The sequence below is a fragment of the Halobacillus kuroshimensis DSM 18393 genome (genome assembly GCF_000425705.1).
In the GTDB taxonomy this organism is placed as follows: Bacteria; Bacillota; Bacilli; order Bacillales; family Halobacillaceae; genus Halobacillus; species Halobacillus kuroshimensis.
Genome location: NZ_AUDY01000014.1, coordinates 57,140 through 74,066 on the forward strand (window position 1 = coordinate 57,140; position 16,927 = coordinate 74,066).

Consider the following 16,927-nt stretch of genomic DNA (forward strand, 5'->3'; position numbering starts at 1 on the left):
AACGGGTTGCGTAATCTAGGTTCATTCATTATAATAGTATTTGCATGTCGCTTCTGCGCCTGTAGCTCAGTCGGATAGAGCGGTAGATTCCGGTTCTACGTCAGTCGGGGGTTCGAATCCTCTCAGGCGCGCTGTCTAAAATAGACCTTCCTTTGGGAAGGTCTATTTTTTTATATTTCCAATGTTATTATGGTATAATAACAGTAGGATAAAGCTGACAGTTACATGCATGTTATTTAAACATCTTATGAACAGTAATCTTACGAAAGTTATACGAACGTTTATTTGGGTAAGTTATTTCAATGTAGTTTCTAAATGAGGCGTCGTATGTTATGATTATTTTATGTACTGTAGGACTTTTCGCTTTATTTAGAAGAGGGGTATCTATGACAAACCTAATCCGTTACAAAATCTTGTCGACCGAACAAGTGTCTGAAGACCGGCGGATTCACGTGTTTGATATGCAGAAGCAACAGAAGTTGTCGTTTAATTACGAGTTACTGAAAAGAACTCCGGAAAACTATGTAAGCGAAGGGTTGGCGGAATTTTTACATCGCAGAAAACTCAAAATCGATAATGGCGTTTATGATAAAAAAGGGCACGCATCTTGAATGTGTGTCCTTTTTATTGTGAAATAGGAACAAGTCCTGTGCAAAAGGGATAGGATAAGGGGGGGATGGAATGCAGACAGTCGTTTTGTATAGAAAGAACGGATGCGCGTTATGTGATGAAGTGAGGGCCCTGTTGTCTTTGTTTTCTGTGGAAGTGGCGGAAATAGATATCGAAACAGACCCGGAGCTTCATGAGAAGTATTTTCTCGAGATACCAGTCGTGAGGATCAATGAAGAGGAACTGGACTACCGGTCCATTGATTACTTTGAACTGCAAAAGCGTTTACAATAAAAACCATAGGTTTTCTGCTTGCACCCGTACCCCCTCACTGTTAATATAAAAAATGTAATAAGATATTTTTTTGCTCCTAGTGGGACATAATATGACTACCTGGGACGTAATTCATCCCAGTCGGCAGTTTTTCAAAGAAGGGGCTTTTCCATGAGAGCGTTCATCGATCTACAAAAAAAATTATTCCCTGATGTCCTGGACGTTATTCAGAGGCGCTATCAGCTGCTTCATTACATCCAGATCATGCAGCCCGTCGGAAGAAGAGCATTGGCTGAAAACGTCAATCTTGCCGAACGGACGGTACGCAGCGAGGTGGACTTCTTAAATCAGCAGGGAGCTGTTGAAATTACATCAAGAGGCATGCATCTCAGCTATGAGGGGCAGAACATCCTTGAGCAGCTGGCTGAATTTATAAAGGAAGTTACCGGCATTAAGGTTTTGGAGCAACAGTTAAAGGATAAATTAAATCTGGACTACGTTGTTGTTGTTCCTGGTGATAGTGATGAGCTCAATTGGGTAAAACAAGAGATGGGAAAAGCTTGTGTCCAGTATTTGAAAGACCATATGAGTCCTGAACAGGCCATTGCCATTACAGGTGGAACAACAATGGCATCCGTTGCCCAGATGATGACCTCATTCAAGGGCGCTGATCAATGCCTTTACGTACCTGCCAGAGGCGGCCTGGGTGAAAGAGTGGAAAATCAGGCCAATACGATTTGTGCGGAAATGGCAAAAAAGGCAAAAGGTGACTACCGTTTGTTGTATGTACCCGATCCGCTGAGCGAGGAATCCTATAAAACGATAAAAGAAGAGCCTTCCATCAAAGAAGTTCTCGACATTATCCGTCACGCCGACATCGTTATCCATGGTGTTGGAGATGCATTGACCATGGCACAACGGAGAAAGACATCTCCGGAGCAGCTGGATCTGATCCAGCAGTATGAAGCCGTAGGGGAAGCATTTGGATACTACTTCAATCGGATGGGTGAAATCGTTCATAAGGTTCGCACCGTTGGTCTGCAGCTTGAGGATCTGAACAGATCCCGGCATGTTATTGCCGTTGCCGGAGGCCGGTCCAAGGCCCAGGCGATCGCTTCTTATTTCCAGCCCGGACAGAGCAATGTCCTCATCACAGATGAAGGGGCTGCACAAGAGTTAATAAGGGATTTTTCCCTTTAAATAAAATGATTTTTATCATCCAAGGAGGAATTTTGCATGACAGTAAGAATTGGTATTAATGGTTTTGGACGTATTGGACGTAACGTATTCCGTGCTGCACTTAACAACAACGATGTAGAGGTAGTAGCGGTTAACGATCTAACAGATGCGAATATGCTTGCACACCTTCTTCAGTATGACACTGTACACGGTGCTCTTTCTGAAAAAGTAACAACAAACGGGGACAACCTGATTGTTGGCGGCAAAGAAATCAAAGTACTTTCTGAAAAAGATCCAGCACAACTTGGCTGGGGCGATCTTGGTGTAGACGTTGTTATCGAATCTACAGGACGCTTCACTCAGCGCGAAGATGCGAAGAAACACATCGACGCCGGTGCTAAGAAGGTCATCATCTCTGCTCCAGCGAAGCAGGAAGACCTTACAATTGTTATGGGTGTTAACGAAGATCAGTATGATAAGGATTCCCATCACGTTATTTCCAACGCTTCCTGCACAACGAACTGCTTGTCTCCAGCAGCGAAAATCCTTGATGAGAAGTTCGGTCTTAAGCGTGGTATGATGACAACGATCCACTCTTACACAAACGACCAGCAAATCCTTGACCTTCCACACAAAGACTACCGTCGTGCGCGTGCTGCAGGTCAAAACATTATCCCAACAACTACTGGTGCTGCACAAGCTGTTGCAAAAGTACTTCCACACCTTGATGGTAAACTAAGCGGAATGGCTATGCGTGTACCAACAATGAACGTATCTATCGTTGACTTCGTTGCGGAGCTTGAAAAAGACGTAACAGCTGAAGAAGTAAACGAAGCACTTCGTGAAGCTGCTGAAGGCGACCTTAAAGGAATCCTTGCATACAGCGACGAGCCACTTGTATCTTCTGACTACAATGGCAACACGAACTCTTCCATCATTGATGGTCTTTCTACAGCAACTCTTGAGAACAACATGGTTAAAGTTGTCACTTGGTACGACAACGAAACTGGTTACTCCAACCGTTGCGTAGACTTGGCTGTATACCTTAAAAACCAAGGCTTGTAATATCTGAGTCTTTTTAGAAAATACTAGGAAAAGAAGGAAAGGAGGAGGTCTCATGTCCTCCTCCTTTATCCTTGTTTTTCTGTTTTCTGCTTGTCTGCGTTTCTGTTCCTTCAAGGTGTGGAAACGTACATAAGGGCAGATGTTTAACGACTAAAACCAAGGAGGTTGTCATTCTATGAATAAACAAACGATTCGCGACGTTGAAGTGAATGGAAAAACGGTCTTCTGCCGCGTAGACTTCAACGTACCAATGAGCGATGGAGAGGTAACAGATGACACAAGAATTAAAGCCGCTCTTCCGACAATCCAGCACCTGACTGGAAACGGAGCGAAAGTCATTCTTGCCAGTCACCTGGGACGACCTAAAGGAGAAGCGGTACAGGAGCTTCGTCTTGATCCTGTAGCTGACCGTCTAAGTGATCTTCTTGGACAGACGGTTATAAAAACAGATGAAGTATTCGGTGATGAAGTTAATCAGGCCATTTCAGAATTGAACAATGGTGATGTGCTTCTTATTGAAAACGTACGCTTCCATCCTGGTGAAGAAAAGAACGATGCTGAACTTGCGAAGGCTTTCGCAGGCATGGCTGATCTTTTCGTTAACGATGCCTTCGGTGCTGCCCACCGCGCCCATGCGTCTACAGCGGGTGTAGCTGAACATATCCCGGCCGTTGCCGGTTTCCTTATGGAAAAGGAAATCAATGTACTCGGCAAAGCTTTATCCAACCCTGAACGTCCTTTCACAGCCATTGTTGGTGGAGCGAAAGTGAAAGACAAAATCGGCGTTATTGATAACCTGATTGATAAAGTGGACAATCTGATCATCGGCGGTGGACTGGCTTATACATTCGTAAAAGCCCTCGGCCACGAAATCGGTAAATCACTTCTTGAAGAAGACAAGATGGATCTCGCCAGAGAGTACATGAAGAAGGCAGAAGAAAAAGGCGTGAACTTCTACATGCCGGAAGATGTTATCGTTGCTGATGACTTCTCTGACTCTGCCAATAAAAAAGAAGTAGCGATTGACAGCATCCCGGCAGACTGGGAAGCGCTTGATATCGGTCCGAAAACGAGAGAAAAATATGCTAATGTAATTAAGGAATCCAATCTGATCATCTGGAACGGACCTATGGGCGTATTTGAAATTGAATCCTTTGCCAATGGTACAAAAGCCGTTGCTGAAGCTCTTTCCCAGACAGAAGGCTACAGCGTGATCGGCGGTGGAGATTCAGCAGCAGCTGTTGAGAAATTCGGCTATGCATCTGATATGAACCACGTATCCACCGGCGGCGGTGCTTCCCTTGAATTTATGGAAGGTAAAGAACTTCCCGGGGTTGCTCTACTAAACGATAAGTAAAAAGGAGAGGTGAAGCAGACATGCGTAAACAAGTAATCGCAGGTAACTGGAAAATGAACAAAACGCACCGTGAAGCGGAAGATTTCATTCAGACAGCTAAAAACGAAGTGCCATCTGCCGAACAGGTGGAATCCATCGTTGTAGCTCCATTCCCTTTTCTACAAAAGCTTGTAGAGGAAACAGAAGGAACGAGTCTGAAAATCGGTGCACAGAACATGCACTTTGAAGAGAACGGTGCTTTCACAGGTGAAGTCAGCCCTGTTATGTTGAAAGAACTTGGCGTTTCCCACGTCGTCCTGGGACACTCTGAACGTCGTGAAATCTTCAAGGAAACGGATGAAGAGGTAAACAAAAAAGTCCACGCGGCTTTCAAACACAGCCTCACTCCAATCATCTGTGTCGGTGAATCCCTTGAACAGCGTGAAGCCAATGAGACTATGGATGTTGTAGAAGGTCAAGTGAAAAAAGCACTTGAAGGACTTACAAACGAGCAGTGTGCAGAAACGATCATTGCCTATGAGCCGATCTGGGCTATTGGTACAGGCCGCACAGCAACTTCTGAGCAGGCCAATGAAGTATGTACACACATCCGTAAAGTTGTCAGTGACTACGTCAATGCAGATGCTGCTGATGCGGTCCGCATCCAGTATGGCGGAAGCGTAAAACCTGCAAACGTGGATGAGCTGCTTTCCCAGTCTGACATTGACGGAGCTCTTGTAGGAGGCGCAAGCCTTGAAGCAGATTCTTTCCTAAAACTTGTGGAGGCAGGTAAGCATGAGTAATCAGAACTTAGCTGCGTTAATCATTCTTGACGGCTATGCCATCCGTGATGAAGAATTCGGAAATGCCGTGAAGCAGGCCAACACGCCAAATTTTGACCGTTACTGGAACCAGTTCCCTCATTCTCAGCTCACGGCGAGTGGAGAAGCTGTTGGACTTCCGGCAGGCCAAATGGGGAACTCTGAAGTAGGTCATTTGAACATTGGTGCCGGCCGTGTGGTTTATCAAAGCTTAACCCGTATTAATCTTGCGATCCGTGAAGGCAACTTCTTTGATAATGAAGTTCTCAAGGATGCTGTTAAAAAAGCAAAAGAAAAAGGAAAGGCTCTCCACATCTTCGGTCTGTTGTCTGATGGTGGAATTCACAGCCATATTGAGCATATGAAAGGCACGCTGAAACTGGCTAAACAGGAAGGAATGGACCAAGTATTCCTGCACGCTTTCCTTGATGGACGTGACGTCGGCCAGCAATCTGCCAAAACATATGTGAAGCAGGCACAGGAAGCTATGGAGGAAATCGGCATCGGCCGTATGGCTACGATTTCCGGCCGTTACTACGCTATGGACCGCGACAATCGCTGGGAACGTGTACAGAAGGCGTATGATGCGATCGCTTACGGAGAAGGTCCAACGTATCAGGATCCGATTCAGGCGATTGATGACTCCTACAAACAGGAAGTCTATGATGAATTCGTAGAACCTGTCGTTCTTACGGATGATGATGGACAGCCGATTGGAAAAGTGGATGATGAAGACAGTATCATCTTCTTCAACTTCCGTCCTGACCGTGCGATCCAGTTGTCCCGCACATTTGCGAATGACGATTTTGATGGCTATGATCGTGGAGGGAACGCTCCGAAAAACCTTCATTTCGTCAGCATGACCCAGTACAGTGATCAGGTGAAAAGCCATATTGCCTTTCCGCCGAACGATTTGAAAAATACGATCGGTGAAGTACTGGCGGATAACGATATGAAACAGCTGCGTATTGCAGAAACGGAAAAATATCCGCATGTCACCTTCTTTATGAGCGGCGGCCGCGAAGCTGAATTCGACGGGGAAGAGCGCATCCTTATCGATTCACCTAAAGTGGCAACGTACGATTTACAACCGGAAATGAGTGCTTATGAAGTGACAGACGCTCTGCTTGCCGAGCTTGATGCGGATAAGCACAATGCGATTATCCTGAACTTTGCCAATCCGGATATGGTCGGTCACTCAGGCATGCTTGAGCCGACAATCAAAGCGATTGAAGCTGTAGACGAATGTCTCGGAAAAATCGTTGATAAAATCCACGAAAAAGGCGGACATGCCATTATTACAGCGGACCACGGGAACTCTGACGAAGTGACGACTTTGGATGGAGATGCCATGACCGCACACACGACAAACCCTGTGCCTGTCATTGTGACAAAAGAGGGCGTCGATCTCCGCGAAGGTGGAATTCTTGGTGATCTTTCACCAACCCTGCTGGAACTGCTGCATGTAGAGCAGCCGCAGGAAATGACTGGACAATCATTAATTAAAAAATAAGGGAGAGATATGTAATGCCATTTATTACTGACGTATACGCACGTGAAGTCCTTGACTCTCGTGGTAACCCAACAGTAGAAGTTGAAGTTTATACTGAATCCGGAGCTTTCGGTACAGCTCTAGTCCCAAGTGGTGCCTCTACAGGTGAATATGAAGCTGTAGAACTTCGTGATGGTGACAAAAACCGTTACCTAGGAAAAGGTGTTCAAAACGCCGTTGATAACGTGAACGAAAAAATTGCTCCGAAACTTATTGGTATGGATGCAACCCAGCAGGTGATCATCGACCAAATGATGAGAGAGCTTGATGGTACAGAAAACAAAGGAAACCTTGGTGCCAACGCGATCCTTGGTGTCTCCATGGCTGTTGCCCATGCAGCATCCGAAGTTGTTGGACAGCCTCTTTACAAATATCTTGGAGGATTCACAGCGAATACTCTTCCAACACCAATGATGAACATCCTTAACGGTGGAGAGCACGCGGACAACAACGTGGACATCCAGGAGTTCATGGTTATGCCTGTAGGAGCTCCTACATTCAAGGAAGCTCTACGCATGGGTGCGGAAATTTTCCACTCCCTTAAGAAAGTACTAAGCAGCAAAGGCTACAACACTGGTGTCGGTGATGAAGGTGGATTTGCTCCTGACTTAGGTTCTAACGAAGAAGCTCTTTCTACAATCATTGAAGCGATTGAAGCAGCTGGCTACAAGCCGGACGCTGAAGTGAAGCTTGCGATGGACGTTGCCTCTTCTGAAATTTATGAAGATGGTAAGTACAACCTGAAAGGTGAAGGCGTTGTACGTACTTCTGAAGAAATGGTTGACTGGTACGAAGAGCTTGTGAACAAGTATCCAATCGTTTCTATCGAAGATGGTCTTGATGAGAACGACTGGGAAGGTACGAAACTTCTTACAGACCGTATCGGCGACCGCGTACAGCTTGTAGGTGACGACTTGTTCGTAACCAACACGGAAAAGCTTTCCCGTGCGATTGAAGAGGGTGTAGGAAACTCCATCCTTATCAAAGTGAACCAGATTGGTACACTTACTGAAACATTCGAAGCCATTGAAATGGCGAAGCGCGCAGGCTATACAGCCGTCATCTCCCACCGTTCTGGTGAAACAGAAGATGCTACGATCGCTGATATCGCTGTTGCGACAAACGCCGGTCAAATTAAAACAGGTGCTCCGTCCCGTACGGACCGCGTAGCGAAATACAACCAGCTTCTTCGTATCGAAGACCAGCTGCTTGGTACAGCTACTTACGCTGGCAAGAAAGCATTCTACAACTTGAATAAATAATTCAAGGCATAAAAAATACGACTGAACTAAGTCGTACAAACCAATTATTTTTACGCTGAACTAAGTCATACAATGACCTGAGGTCAGTCGTACAAATAATGAAGCAAAAACCCCTGTTTATGTGTGGTTCAATCACATGTGAACGGGGGTTTTTTATGATTTCAGCACTATTGAAAGAATTTGTATTTGATTTGAAGATAAAAAATTATTCAGAAAAGACCATTGAGACGTACAATTACAACTGCTCACAATTTGTATATTATCTTCGGGATAATTTTGAAATTGACGATATTGAGGACATATCCACGCTCCATGTTAAGAAATTCATTCAGCATCAAACGAGTATAGGAAACAAACCAACTTATATTAATTCTTTGATTAAATCGCTCCGGGCATTTTACGTATATCTGGTCGAGGAGGAATATGTAGCGCTAAATGTTATGAAAAAAGTAAAATTCCTCAAGGAAGAATTGCCAGTAATTAAAACGTTCACCGACCAAGAAGTGGCAAGACTACTCGATGTTTATGATTTTAAAACGTATTTGAACGCAAGAAACAAAGTTATCATTGCCATGTTTGTGGATACAGGTATTCGATTATCTGAATTAATTAACTTGCAAACGGAATGGGTGTACGACACGAATTTAAGTGTCTTTGGCAAAGGCAAGAAATGGCGACACGTGCCAATCAGTCTTATGTTGAAGAAATACATGATTCGTTACGAGCGTATAAAGGAGAAGTACTTCAGCAACAAAAACCTGGAGTACGGAAATTATATTTTGTCTCGAAGTGGAAAACAATTATCGACAGTTGCCATTGAAGATGTGGTTCGTAATGCAGGAAAGAAAGCAGGGGTAAGAGAGGACATTCGTTGTTCACCTCACACATTGAGGCATTATTCCATTCAAGCGAACTTGAGGAATGGTTTGGATTTATATAGTTGCTCAAAGATTGCAGGGCATGAAAATATTCAAATCACGAAGCGTTATCTGCAAGGGTTAGAAACGGAAAACATTCTAGAAATGGCACAAAAGTCCAGTCCATTAATGAACATAAAAAAATAAACGTGTTCCCCACAGTTTGGCGACCAAGGGAACACGCTCACTCGATAAAACCCCGAAGGGTCTATATGCTTATTTTAGCATGATTTCCTTTGGGAATACAAAGGAGACTTACAAATGTTATTAAACGGTACTTCTGAAGAACTTGCCAAATATTCTACGCTTGATTACGATTCCAATAAATTTATTAAGAAGGTGAAAGAAGTGTGGGAATTTTCTTCGCTTCAGATACGTTGCATTTATTTAATATCCGACCTTGCGAAAAAAGGGAATGGTGTATTTTCTATTGCTCATTCCACTTTCAAGCACATGTTCAAAAGACGATTCAAAAAAGATATCTCGTTATCATCAGTGAAACGAATTTATAAGCTGCTTGAAAAATTGGGACTCATCTCTATTAACGTAGGTAAACGTAAGAATCAGACCCAGTCTGCAAACATTATCAGAATCGAACAACAATACGAGGAATCAACGGAGCCAACGCAAAATGACTCCCCACTTGAGACTCCCTTTGAATCCCGAAATATTGTTTCTAAAGAAACAAATAACGGTGAACAACAGCCGTTAAAGAACGATTTTGTTAATTATCAAAAAAAGGGCATTAACACATATCTTAATCCGAACGATTTTAAATATGAACTGGAAAAAGCGTGTAATGATTTATATGCAACGTATTCTATAGGTCGTTGGAATAAGCGTCAGTGGTTAAAGCTTGTGTCAGCATTCGTTAAAGAGACCGTTTCACGAGGTATGAATCGTAAAATACCCAATAAAAACGTAGCACCCTATGCTTATGCATCCTTGAAAAACATTGCACACAAACATGATTTAAGGAATGGGAAGGTAAAGAAAAACTTTGAAGGGTTATATTATGACTGGTTAAACGGAGACTGATTTTGTGATTGTACTTTGTGGTTACCCCTTCATTCCAACAAGTTCATGTTGTGTCTTATGAATTGTTTTTACTCTATACAATCATTTTAATATAAAAAACACCGAACAAATTAATGCTCGGTGCCTTTCCATTATTAAGATTCAGCTGACTCAAATTCAGAAAATTGCAATTTACAAGGGTCGTTTTCATACAAATGCAACGATAAATGCCAATTTCCCATGGAAACTGTATATTCAGTTAACATTTCATTTTCGAGAACAAATGGGTCAAATTCTATTTGACTGTAATCATCAATTGCTAAGAAAATACCCTCTCTATGCCCGTGGACGGATGTTTGAGGTTGGTATTGAGCTCTTCCGAAAAGGTTGTCCAATCCAGTTAGCAAAATTTCAATCAAATCGCATTCTTGAAAGGTTTTCGATATGTTTTCAAACTCTTTTAAAACCATGTTTTTCATGCTTCGGTCTACATAGTTTAAAAATTTAATTCCTTCTATTTTACTCTCCTGAGAGAGTGAAGAAGCTTGAAAAATATCGTTCAAACCATCTAAATAATGTTCTTCCCACTGCTCTCTCAAAGTTTTGGTTGCAGTTGATTGTGTCATAAATAAAAACCTCCGAGGGTTTTCATTCGTAATTGAGTTTTTTGTCTTTTTGTAATCGAAACCATATAATATCACACGACTTCCGACCTGTCCAAACAGTATTTTCCAAATAAAAAGAACCGCCAGCAATATGTGCTAACGGTCAATAGCTTGCGAACTTCTTACCAAGGTACATTATTTGGAGAATACAAGGCAAGGAGATTCGCTGAATACATTTACACAATTCCATAATATCACCATAGGTCAAAAGTATCCATACTATTTACATAAATATAACAAAAATGCACCCTCGAAAGGGCGCTTTAATCATTACTCTTTTACTAAGTGCTCTGCTAAATGAGTATTTAAATTACCACAATTCGTACACATCACACCGACGGTGGCAACATAACCTTCTGTGTCAATTATGTTAGAAGTGTTAATATCTTTTTGAACTGTCTTACGAAAATAACCGTTCAACAATTCAAAACCATTATTACCGCATCGCTGGTAAGGTTTAGTCACACCTTTTTCTTTTAAAGCGGTAATATATTTTTCTTTTTTATCTTCAAACATTATTCACCCTCCCTTCCTACTTACAAATTAGCCATTTATTTACAATTACCCTTTGAAAAACCGCCATCAAATTAATGATAGCGGTTGTTGACTATAGATACCTTTTTAACATTTTTATTTGAAGAGCTCTGAGGTTTTTTGAAAAGTAGGCATAATTAGCTACAGACGCCAAGAAAATTGCTACTTGAATCACCGCCCCAGCAACAAATAATACAATGTTGACATTTGTTTCACCGAACGAATAGTAAAAAGCTATAAATACCGAACCTAATAAGGAAACTACCGAACTTACAAACAGTGCTCCCAAACCGTGGATTGTCCCTAGAATATGGCGATATCTACCTTCTAAATAAGGTCTTTTTACTTCATCTTCCTGTTCCATCAGCATGTAATGCCAAACATATTCAAGATGAAAGTATTTATCGGCACTCTTGAATTTCTCCCAATCTTTTGGTTTTATAGCTTTTTCTTCCTCAACAGCTTCCATAAAATCATCGAATTTTTGACTTTTTAAATTGAGAACCCATAAGACTCCAAAATATAATTGGTGCATAACATAACCAACTGGAACACCTAATGCTGTTAATGAAATTAACAAAGTAATACTATTCGTCAAGTCACTAGAACTCGTTTCTAAAGGATTGATTCCTTTGAGAACGGCGTATGTATAAACTAGCCAAAAAACCATTAGCCACCCTGGAATCCCCCACCTAATTAAATATTTTGTATCAAATTTCAAATTACCATCTCCTTTCAAAAACATTCTACTACTTTCAATTTTTTAATTGTTAAAAAAGCCAAAAAAGATGTCTAATTAGCGACATCTTTTTTATTTGCGTAATATTCAGCGCGACTTTTAGCGTACTGTTCATTACGTTCCTCAGTGCGTTCCTGTTCGTCATCGTAGGGCAACATGTTATATAACATTAATGCGTACCCAACGACCATAGCAATCAATCCTAACCATAATAGGAACGTATTAATCTTCCTCATGATATTCTTTTCCCGACATTTCAGCGAGGTCCTTCCTTAATTCAGGCGAGTCAAAAAACACGTAGACCTGGTATTTTGGATTGTCACGATTACGCATGGAATGAGAGAAATTGTGACCACGTTTGACCAATTCCTCAAAGATGGATTTCTTGTAAATGTTTTTCTTCATTAAGAGCCCTCCTTAGTAATTAAAGATATTTCATTACCCAATGGACGTTCTGCGCTTTTCTCAGGTCGAACCTTTTAAAATGAGGTATCAAGAAATCTGCATTGGCATTCTTTAGTTCACTTGCTACGAGAAATGGGTTTCTCAACATTTTCAAATCATCCACACATCGCTCCACCAGTTTGAGAAAGCAATATTCTACGAACTTGTTTTCATACTCCATATCAATTTCCTCGAATAACACCATCAATTCGATAGCGTCCATTGTCTGTCGTTCCGTCATTAGTATCACTTCCTTTATTTGTAAAATTGGTTACTGTACTATACTAAAGCACCACAAAAGGCTGTCAATCTGTGCTCATAAAAAATCACTGAGCATTATGGCCTGCGATAGACTATTACTTCCTTGAGTAATTTACTTTTGTAATATACGCAAGTGTATGATGGTCAATCAAAGTCAAAGTTGATATAGTAAAAAGGTTGCAGATAATTATACATAAGAAAAAGGGGATTTTATTTATGAAAAAGGTTTTATTATCGGGTATTCTAATTAGTTTTTTAATAATTTTAGGAGCTTGTGGTGATGATGCAAAGGGTGCGGAAAAAGACCCAAAAGAAGAAGTGGAAAAAAATGATGTTGCTGAAGAACCAAAACTAAAAGAGAACGAAATCATTGTTACTATGGCTGATGGTTCTGAGGAAGTTCAAGAAACCAAAGAATATGAGTTAGAACATTCAACGGGTAGCATTAAAACAATTAAGGGGTATAGTGTGTCCGAAGATGGTGATTACCTCGTGGGAATTGACGTTAAAGCTAAGATTGCGAATCGTGAATACTTGGAAAATGAACGAAAAAGATTGATTAGAATGGAACATAACCTGACAGATGACAACAGAGCATCTGCTTTTAGGAGCAGTTATTCAGGCGGTAATATCAGGGGAGAACATAGTCCAGTGGAAGAAGGGAAGTACGAACATCCTTATCTAAATGATAAAATCATCGTTTTCGATAGAATTGTTCCAGAAAACAAAAATAGAGAAGTCAATTTCGGCATTAACAAGTATACAGAAGATTACAATCAGGGGGCTTATATAAGTTTTGATAAAGGCGTATCTGAAAAGGAAATTGAAGAGAAGTTGTACGAAATCATGTCAATGTTGGAAACTTTGCCAACAAGCAATGGGGTGAAGGAAACAGTTGATGTTGCTATTCCTAACTTCAAAGGAACGGAATCGAATTCTGGAGGAGAGGTTATCGAAGTTATGGACGATAACAAGTATCTCGTTGATTTCTGCGACGGAACAGAACATCGAAACGGAGCTTGTGATAATTATGTATTGCATGATGAAAAAGGTGTAGCCGACCTTGAAAAAGGTGATATCTTTGTATTTGATTACAAAGTCTATCCAGATAAAGATAAATATGTATTACAAGAAGTCGTTCTAAAAAAATAACCATAGAACTGACCACCAATAAATTATTGGTGGTCTTTTTTTATTCTTTAAAAAGATGACCTCAGCTGCCTTACATACCTATCAGGTCACAATATAATAATAGAGATTTATTAACCGATATTGGAGGAACCAACCATGAGTTTGAAACGAATCTTTGAACCCGAAGTAGCAGATTACCTGCTCCAGAACGGAGCGGAATTAAAAAGAATTGAAAGGCACAGGACGAACACTACAGCTACGGTGTTCCAATTTGTGCAAAATACTAAGTTAGATGATTTATTAGCCAGTTATAGGCGCTGATATGCGTTTAACAGACAGGAGATAACAGACATGAAGGAATGCACAGGAAGGATTTATAGTTTGAAAGAGCTTTGTTCCGAAAGGTTGAACATCACACCAGCACACTTTCGTGACACTGAGAGGAAGCAGCTCGACAAGTTAAGAAAAACTGATGAAGTTGAAGAATTGCCAAGACCGAAGAGCAACAGCCCGAAGTATTATAGATTGACACCATTAAAGGAAAACAATCGTCCAGCAATGCTTTTGGAATCCACTGATGAAGTGAAATTATCGAAAAACGCTTCCGAGCAAATCGAAGCCTTGCTCAAAGCTACTGTGTTAGATGATGTTGTTCCAATTCAGAAAGAGCTTGCTAAAGTGATTGGCAAAGGTCCAGGCACAGTCAAAAACCGTATGAAGGATATGAGAGCTTTGGGTATATTGCTCCCAACTCCCACTGTAACCGAGAAAGATAGAGACCCAGACACAGGGTTTGTAATTCATGAGTACGAAAGGAAAGATTGTTATTGGTATTACTACGATACTTTGCCAAATGGCAATGTTAAAAAAGTAATCGACACAACAGACGTTCATCATGCTTACTCAAGGTACTTCAAGCAGAGGTTAAATTACTTGAAGAAAATCAAAGGTAATTTATATAACCCGAAAAAAGGGGTTAGTACAGCTGGCAATTATGCCATGAAGAAGTTAAATCAAGATTTTGGTTTTTATTCCCTCAACCGTAAAGAAGAATGGAATGTAAGTGAAGAATACCAACAGAAAATACTTGATAAATACCGTGGCCAATATAAGTGACGGTATTTTTATATACATCGTTTACAGATTCTGCTCTAGGGTTTTTTGTCTCCCTATTAAGTGTGTATATAGATAGACAAAAAAAGCCTAGAGCACATATTGTGTATTAATATTCAAATGAACATACATAACAGGTGAACGGGCGAAGAAGCTCTGCTTCGAGCGAGCGTGAACGGAGTGGAGCGCACCCCTAACCCAGCTGCCAGAGGCTACAGTACAATCAATCAAACAAAAACGATTACCCCACAAGACGCCAGTCGCAGTGGAACGGGAAAGCTATGCTTTACCGCAAGGCAGGATGCCACTTGAATCCTACAGTACAACTTCTTAATTGAATGTACTATAGCCGCTGGCAGGGGTTCGAGCTGCTCACCCTGGGTAAAGCAGAGCTTTCCCCTTACCTTTCGCACTATCGTGCTCAGGTGCAATGTTTTTCGCATTTGGCGTTTTGTTTTTATCAATAATGATAGGTAGAAAGTACCTTTCTGAAAATATACCGAAATATAGTTTCGCTCTACCTATCCCAGCACACATATTATATGAAGACATTTTTAGACAACATCAAACAACATAGAACAAGGAGATGAAACAATTGGAAAATAAACAAGTCAATATACGATTTACGATGCCACAGGAGGAATTTCATTACTATGAAAATAAAGCTCATGAAGAAGGAATGTCAAGTGGAACGTCACTAATTAAAATGTACACATTGAAGATTGCAAGAAAACAGGTGAAAACAAACAAGGAAGAAAAGGGACGAAACTTTTGAAAATTAATATTCAATAAAGTGATGTGTTTGTGTTTCAACATGAATTTAAAAAGTAATTGATTTATATAGGAAGTGGCATTTTATGAAAGTTAAAAAGTTCTGTACTTGTGGAAAGTTAATACCAGCGGATGAGAAGTGTAGATGTAAACGGAAAACAAAGCAGGAAGTGGAGAAACATAAAGTATTAACAACGAGAAGATACCGCAACTTTAGAGAGAGTATAATTGAACGTGATAATAAAATATGTCAAAGATGCAGGATTAAATACGGTAAAGTTAATAAGTATAATATTGAATGTCACCACATTAAGTCACGCAGAGATTACCCAGAATTAGTAATGCAGGCAACAAACTGTATAGCACTTTGTAAACTGTGTAATTTAGAATTGGGGACAATAAACAAATTAGACTTTGACTATCAACCAAAGGAATTAAATGAATATGTATAGGATTTCCACTTGTCTTATGATGGGTGGTATTTATATTTGCATACCCTCCTGTACCCCGTTTTTTATATAAGGGGGGAACGGATAGACTAAGGGGAAGGGAATACCAAAAAAATGATTTTCCCTAAAACTCAAAATTTTGCTATAGCCCCTATGGAAAATAGAAAAACAGGTAGGGGAACGGATAGACTAAGGGGAAGGGAAACTGTAAAATACCCATTCCTATAATTTTACTTTTCGGAAAAAGGGGAAAACTATGAGACCTGCAAAATCTGTAAAACAAATGAGTATGAAAATGAGCAAGGATGAAATATCTGCTAGGGAAGAAGCAGAAGCACAAGTTTTAACGAACAATACCAAACCTAAGCAGAATGATATTGTAAAAAATAACATTTCTATGAGGAAGGTATTTAATCAATTAAAGAAATTTAATGAGCACTTTACTGAAGCGGATAGCATACCATTAAACACACTTACATTTAACATATACATTAAGCAGCAAAATGAAGACAAGCTTCTAGAGCTTGATGTTGAAGACCATGAATACGAGCGCTTTTTGTTACGGCTTGATAAAATAGACAAAAAGATTGATACGTCTATGAAACAGTTGTGCATACCATTAAATGCGCGTTTGTCACTTGCTAACGATATGGCTAAGGTGATGATTGAAGAGCGGAAACTTGAAAACATAGAGACTGAAAAGAAACCTGTAAACCCTCTTGATGCTGTACTGGAAGCGACTAAACATATCAAATAAAAAAAGCTCTCATGTAAAGAGCTTTTTTGTAT

Annotated in this window: 21 protein-coding genes and 1 tRNA gene; 17 read left to right on the forward strand and 5 right to left on the reverse strand. The window is 40.6% G+C overall.

Annotated elements, in window-relative coordinates; translation table 11 throughout:
- Positions 1-55 precede the first annotated feature (55 nt).
- The 11 genes from H615_RS0117340 to H615_RS0117395 all read left to right on the forward strand — a co-directional run bounded on the left by H615_RS0117340 (position 56) and on the right by H615_RS0117395 (position 10,052).
- Positions 56-131: transfer RNA gene (locus H615_RS0117340), tRNA-Arg, on the forward strand.
- Between the two features lie 255 nt (positions 132-386).
- Positions 387-611 (forward strand): hypothetical protein, encoded by a 225-nt coding sequence (locus H615_RS0117345; RefSeq protein WP_027956322.1) that lies wholly within the window; start codon positions 387-389, stop codon positions 609-611.
- A 70-nt stretch (positions 612-681) separates the two neighbouring features.
- Positions 682-903: a glutaredoxin family protein gene (locus H615_RS0117350; protein ID WP_027956323.1), complete on the forward strand. Its 222-nt coding sequence runs from the start codon at positions 682-684 to the stop codon at positions 901-903.
- Positions 904-1,053: 150 nt separating this feature from the next.
- A complete protein-coding gene (locus tag H615_RS0117355) occupies positions 1,054-2,082 on the forward strand; it encodes a sugar-binding transcriptional regulator (RefSeq protein WP_027956324.1) in 1,029 nt (342 codons plus the stop codon).
- Positions 2,083-2,118: 36 nt separating this feature from the next.
- Positions 2,119-3,126, forward strand: a complete 1,008-nt coding sequence (gap, locus tag H615_RS0117360) for a type I glyceraldehyde-3-phosphate dehydrogenase (RefSeq protein WP_027956325.1) — start codon at positions 2,119-2,121, stop codon at positions 3,124-3,126.
- A gap of 175 nt (positions 3,127-3,301) precedes the next feature.
- Complete coding sequence (locus H615_RS0117370) at positions 3,302-4,483, forward strand: phosphoglycerate kinase (protein WP_027956326.1); 1,182 nt, start codon at positions 3,302-3,304, stop codon at positions 4,481-4,483.
- Between the two features lie 20 nt (positions 4,484-4,503).
- Positions 4,504-5,265, forward strand: a complete 762-nt coding sequence (gene tpiA, locus H615_RS0117375; protein ID WP_027956327.1) for a triose-phosphate isomerase — start codon at positions 4,504-4,506, stop codon at positions 5,263-5,265.
- Positions 5,258-6,796, forward strand: coding sequence for a 2,3-bisphosphoglycerate-independent phosphoglycerate mutase (gene gpmI / locus H615_RS0117380; protein WP_027956328.1), 1,539 nt, complete (start codon positions 5,258-5,260; stop codon positions 6,794-6,796). The genes tpiA and gpmI overlap by 8 nt, the downstream gene beginning before the upstream one ends.
- A gap of 14 nt (positions 6,797-6,810) precedes the next feature.
- Positions 6,811-8,097 carry a phosphopyruvate hydratase gene (gene eno / locus H615_RS0117385; RefSeq protein ID WP_027956329.1) on the forward strand — a complete coding sequence of 429 codons (1,287 nt, stop codon included), beginning with the start codon at positions 6,811-6,813 and terminating at the stop codon, positions 8,095-8,097.
- Positions 8,098-8,252: 155 nt separating this feature from the next.
- Entirely contained in the window at positions 8,253-9,161 is a 909-nt protein-coding gene (locus tag H615_RS0117390) for a tyrosine-type recombinase/integrase (protein ID WP_027956330.1), read from the forward strand.
- Positions 9,162-9,275: 114 nt separating this feature from the next.
- Positions 9,276-10,052 (forward strand): hypothetical protein, encoded by a 777-nt coding sequence (locus H615_RS0117395; RefSeq protein ID WP_027956331.1) that lies wholly within the window; start codon positions 9,276-9,278, stop codon positions 10,050-10,052.
- Between the two features lie 134 nt (positions 10,053-10,186).
- Here the strand turns inward: H615_RS0117395 and H615_RS0117400 are convergent, their stop codons facing one another.
- The 5 genes from H615_RS0117400 to H615_RS0117425 form a co-directional block, all read right to left on the reverse strand.
- Positions 10,187-10,657: a hypothetical protein gene (locus tag H615_RS0117400; protein WP_027956332.1), complete on the reverse strand. Its 471-nt coding sequence runs from the start codon at positions 10,655-10,657 to the stop codon at positions 10,187-10,189.
- Positions 10,658-10,966: 309 nt separating this feature from the next.
- Positions 10,967-11,212, reverse strand: a complete 246-nt coding sequence (locus H615_RS0117405; protein WP_027956333.1) for a hypothetical protein — start codon at positions 11,210-11,212, stop codon at positions 10,967-10,969.
- A 91-nt stretch (positions 11,213-11,303) separates the two neighbouring features.
- The gene (locus tag H615_RS0117410; protein ID WP_027956334.1) at positions 11,304-11,951 is read right to left on the reverse strand and encodes a BA5345 family protein; all 648 of its coding nucleotides are present in this window, start codon (positions 11,949-11,951) and stop codon (positions 11,304-11,306) included.
- Positions 11,952-12,191: 240 nt separating this feature from the next.
- Complete coding sequence (locus H615_RS0117420) at positions 12,192-12,374, reverse strand: hypothetical protein (protein WP_027956336.1); 183 nt, start codon at positions 12,372-12,374, stop codon at positions 12,192-12,194.
- A gap of 19 nt (positions 12,375-12,393) precedes the next feature.
- Positions 12,394-12,654, reverse strand: coding sequence for a hypothetical protein (locus H615_RS0117425; RefSeq protein WP_027956337.1), 261 nt, complete (start codon positions 12,652-12,654; stop codon positions 12,394-12,396).
- A 236-nt stretch (positions 12,655-12,890) separates the two neighbouring features.
- Here H615_RS0117425 and H615_RS0117430 point away from each other — a divergent pair, with 236 nt between their 5' ends.
- The 6 genes from H615_RS0117430 (at position 12,891) to H615_RS0117455 (ending at position 16,895) form a co-directional block, all read left to right on the forward strand.
- Positions 12,891-13,826 (forward strand): hypothetical protein, encoded by a 936-nt coding sequence (locus H615_RS0117430; RefSeq protein ID WP_027956338.1) that lies wholly within the window; start codon positions 12,891-12,893, stop codon positions 13,824-13,826.
- A gap of 135 nt (positions 13,827-13,961) precedes the next feature.
- On the forward strand, positions 13,962-14,126 hold the full coding sequence (locus H615_RS22915; RefSeq protein ID WP_425307010.1) for a DUF5659 domain-containing protein: 165 nt from the start codon (positions 13,962-13,964) through the stop codon (positions 14,124-14,126).
- Between the two features lie 30 nt (positions 14,127-14,156).
- Complete coding sequence (locus H615_RS0117440) at positions 14,157-14,921, forward strand: helix-turn-helix domain-containing protein (RefSeq protein ID WP_027956339.1); 765 nt, start codon at positions 14,157-14,159, stop codon at positions 14,919-14,921.
- Between the two features lie 592 nt (positions 14,922-15,513).
- Complete coding sequence (locus H615_RS0117445) at positions 15,514-15,693, forward strand: hypothetical protein (protein WP_027956340.1); 180 nt, start codon at positions 15,514-15,516, stop codon at positions 15,691-15,693.
- Between the two features lie 82 nt (positions 15,694-15,775).
- Complete coding sequence (locus tag H615_RS0117450) at positions 15,776-16,141, forward strand: HNH endonuclease (protein WP_027956341.1); 366 nt, start codon at positions 15,776-15,778, stop codon at positions 16,139-16,141.
- A 253-nt stretch (positions 16,142-16,394) separates the two neighbouring features.
- Positions 16,395-16,895 carry a hypothetical protein gene (locus tag H615_RS0117455; RefSeq protein WP_027956342.1) on the forward strand — a complete coding sequence of 167 codons (501 nt, stop codon included), beginning with the start codon at positions 16,395-16,397 and terminating at the stop codon, positions 16,893-16,895.
- The last annotated feature ends 32 nt before the right edge of the window (positions 16,896-16,927 follow it).

Coding starts and splice junctions, on each gene's coding strand:
- H615_RS0117440 (WP_027956339.1), top strand. CDS start 14,157: ATGAAGGAATGCACAGGAAGGATTTATAGTTTGAAAGAGCTTTGTTCC.
- H615_RS0117425 (WP_027956337.1), bottom strand. CDS start 12,654: ATGACGGAACGACAGACAATGGACGCTATCGAATTGATGGTGTTATTC.
- H615_RS0117345 (WP_027956322.1), top strand. CDS start 387: ATGACAAACCTAATCCGTTACAAAATCTTGTCGACCGAACAAGTGTCT.
- H615_RS0117450 (WP_027956341.1), top strand. CDS start 15,776: ATGAAAGTTAAAAAGTTCTGTACTTGTGGAAAGTTAATACCAGCGGAT.
- H615_RS0117370 (WP_027956326.1), top strand. CDS start 3,302: ATGAATAAACAAACGATTCGCGACGTTGAAGTGAATGGAAAAACGGTC.
- H615_RS0117430 (WP_027956338.1), top strand. CDS start 12,891: ATGAAAAAGGTTTTATTATCGGGTATTCTAATTAGTTTTTTAATAATT.
- H615_RS0117350 (WP_027956323.1), top strand. CDS start 682: ATGCAGACAGTCGTTTTGTATAGAAAGAACGGATGCGCGTTATGTGAT.
- eno (WP_027956329.1), top strand. CDS start 6,811: ATGCCATTTATTACTGACGTATACGCACGTGAAGTCCTTGACTCTCGT.
- H615_RS22915 (WP_425307010.1), top strand. CDS start 13,962: ATGAGTTTGAAACGAATCTTTGAACCCGAAGTAGCAGATTACCTGCTC.
- H615_RS0117420 (WP_027956336.1), bottom strand. CDS start 12,374: ATGAAGAAAAACATTTACAAGAAATCCATCTTTGAGGAATTGGTCAAA.
- H615_RS0117355 (WP_027956324.1), top strand. CDS start 1,054: ATGAGAGCGTTCATCGATCTACAAAAAAAATTATTCCCTGATGTCCTG.
- H615_RS0117405 (WP_027956333.1), bottom strand. CDS start 11,212: ATGTTTGAAGATAAAAAAGAAAAATATATTACCGCTTTAAAAGAAAAA.
- H615_RS0117390 (WP_027956330.1), top strand. CDS start 8,253: ATGATTTCAGCACTATTGAAAGAATTTGTATTTGATTTGAAGATAAAA.
- H615_RS0117400 (WP_027956332.1), bottom strand. CDS start 10,657: ATGACACAATCAACTGCAACCAAAACTTTGAGAGAGCAGTGGGAAGAA.
- gap (WP_027956325.1), top strand. CDS start 2,119: ATGACAGTAAGAATTGGTATTAATGGTTTTGGACGTATTGGACGTAAC.
- tpiA (WP_027956327.1), top strand. CDS start 4,504: ATGCGTAAACAAGTAATCGCAGGTAACTGGAAAATGAACAAAACGCAC.
- gpmI (WP_027956328.1), top strand. CDS start 5,258: ATGAGTAATCAGAACTTAGCTGCGTTAATCATTCTTGACGGCTATGCC.
- H615_RS0117395 (WP_027956331.1), top strand. CDS start 9,276: ATGTTATTAAACGGTACTTCTGAAGAACTTGCCAAATATTCTACGCTT.
- H615_RS0117455 (WP_027956342.1), top strand. CDS start 16,395: ATGAGACCTGCAAAATCTGTAAAACAAATGAGTATGAAAATGAGCAAG.